The 512-nt window shown below is 44.3% G+C and carries 1 pseudogene; it reads right to left on the bottom strand.

The window, feature by feature from the left end:
- Positions 1-464 (bottom strand): annotated as a pseudogene (locus tag NNO02_RS23510) (DUF2345 domain-containing protein); the annotation flags it as partial.
- Positions 465-512 lie beyond the last annotated feature (48 nt).

Here is a 512-nt window from a genome sequence, read left to right as displayed (position 1 = left end):
CTTTAATACGATCTTCAGTCCATCAACCGCTTTTGACATTATTAATGATGAGTTTCCCGAATTATCTGTGACACCAGACAAAATTTTTCCATCAGGCATATGAATGTCATAGCTCTGATTTACCAGCGGTTTACCTGAACAGGATGAGTGATAACAAACTTTTCATCAAACGTTGATGGCTCAAACGACTTCATCACACTCTGCATACTGCCGGAGCCAGTCTTCTTGATACCGGTATTCTTAATGAGCAGTTTTCCCGGACCGCCAATCTCAACATTTCCGCCCTGCGCCTGAATATCAATATCGTTGTTCGAACTGAATAGTTTTGCACCCTCACGGCTGTACAGGCTGAGTTGTTTACCAGCAGCCAGAGTGAAATCCTTCAGGGCCCCGATATCCAGTTGCTTACCCGCTGTCAGCGTCAGATTCTCACTGGCCGATATCCGCACATTGGCGTTATTGACATTATTATTTGATATTGAGACGTACTAGCGCACCGGCATTTTTCTCAA

This window comes from Citrobacter sp. Awk 2 (assembly GCF_028069815.1).
In the GTDB taxonomy this organism is placed as follows: domain Bacteria; phylum Pseudomonadota; class Gammaproteobacteria; order Enterobacterales; family Enterobacteriaceae; genus Citrobacter.
The sequence above is the reverse complement of the archived record's forward strand: the minus strand, read 5'-3'. Positions and strand labels throughout refer to the sequence as shown.